This window comes from Actinotignum urinale DSM 15805 (assembly GCF_000420445.1).
Classification (GTDB): domain Bacteria; phylum Actinomycetota; class Actinomycetes; order Actinomycetales; family Actinomycetaceae; genus Actinotignum; species Actinotignum urinale.
In genome coordinates this window covers 1-1729 of sequence record NZ_ATUY01000023.1, presented here as the reverse complement: position 1 = coordinate 1729, position 1729 = coordinate 1, and the positions used below count along the sequence as shown (strand labels likewise).

The 1729-nt window shown below is 54.3% G+C and carries 1 rRNA gene; it reads left to right on the top strand.

The annotated features are described in order from the left end of the window. Positions 1-155: 155 nt before the first annotated feature. A 16S ribosomal RNA gene (locus tag G445_RS0108690) occupies positions 156-1691 on the top strand. The last annotated feature ends 38 nt before the right edge of the window (positions 1692-1729 follow it).

The following is a 1729-nucleotide window of genomic DNA, read 5'->3' as shown; positions in this document are numbered from 1 at the left end:
TGTTGTTGGGTGGTTTTGTTTTTTCCTGGCTTGGTGGCTGGGGGCTCGCGATGATGTTTTTGTGCATGGCATGGCTTTTTGTTGGTTGTGTTGTGTGTGGTGTTGTTGTGGGTTGTTTTTTGTTTTTTGGAGCTGTTTTGGCTTTCTACTGGTTTTTTGTGGAGAGTTTGATTCTGGCTCAGGACGAACGCTGGCGGCGTGCTTAACACATGCAAGTCGAACGCACAGCACTGGCTTTGGTTGGTGTGGGTGAGTGGCGAACGGGTGAGTAATACGTGGGTAACCTGCCCTTCTTTTTGGGATAAGCCTTGGAAACGGGGTCTAATACTGGATATTCTGTTCCTGCCGCATGGTGGGTGTGGGAAAGTTTTTTCGAAGAGGGATGGGCTCGCGGCCTATCAGCTTGTTGGTGGGGTGATGGCCTACCAAGGCTTTGACGGGTAGCCGGCCTGAGAGGGTGGACGGCCACATTGGGACTGAGATACGGCCCAGACTCCTACGGGAGGCAGCAGTGGGGGATATTGCACAATGGACGCAAGTCTGATGCAGCGACGCCGCGTGAGGGATGAAGGCTTTCGGGTTGTAAACCTCTTTCGGTACAGATCAAGGTTTATGGAAATAAGTTGAGGGTATGTGCAGAAGAAGCGCCGGCTAACTACGTGCCAGCAGCCGCGGTAATACGTAGGGCGCGAGCGTTGTCCGGAATTATTGGGCGTAAAGAGCTTGTAGGCGGCTTGTTGCGCCTGCTGTGAAAACGCGGGGCTTAACTCCGCGCGTGCAGTGGGTACGGGCAGGCTAGAGTGTGGTAGGGGTGATTGGAATTCCAGGTGTAGCGGTGGAATGCGCAGATATCTGGAGGAACACCGATGGCGAAGGCAGGTCACTGGGCCATTACTGACGCTGAGAAGCGAAAGCGTGGGTAGCGAACAGGATTAGATACCCTGGTAGTCCATGCTGTAAACGTTGGGAACTAGGTGTGGGGTCCTTTCCATGGGTTCTGCGCCGTAGCTAACGCATTAAGTTCCCCGCCTGGGGAGTACGGCCGCAAGGCTAAAACTCAAAGAAATTGACGGGGGCCCGCACAAGCGGCGGAGCATGCGGATTAATTCGATGCAACGCGAAGAACCTTACCAAGGCTTGACATACACTGTGAGCTGCTAGAGATAGTGGTGCATTTGGTTGGTGGTGTACAGGTGGTGCATGGTTGTCGTCAGCTCGTGTCGTGAGATGTTGGGTTAAGTCCCGCAACGAGCGCAACCCTTGTCTCGTGTTGCCAGCATGTTGTGGTGGGGACTCACGAGAGACTGCCGGGGTTAACTCGGAGGAAGGTGGGGATGACGTCAAATCATCATGCCCCTTATGTCTTGGGCTTCACGCATGCTACAATGGCCGGTACAGAGGGTTGCGATGCTGTAAGGTTGAGCGAATCCCTTAAAGCTGGTCTCAGTTCGGATTGGGGTCTGCAACTCGACCTCATGAAGTCGGAGTCGCTAGTAATCGCAGATCAGCAACGCTGCGGTGAATACGTTCTCGGGCCTTGTACACACCGCCCGTCACGTCACGAAAGTTGGTAACACCCGAAGCCCGTGGCTTAACCTTTTTGGGGGGAGCGGTCGAAGGTGGGGCTGGCGATTGGGACGAAGTCGTAACAAGGTAGCCGTACCGGAAGGTGCGGCTGGATCACCTCCTTTCTAAGGATTTTTGTGGCTGACACTTGTGCTGGTGGAGT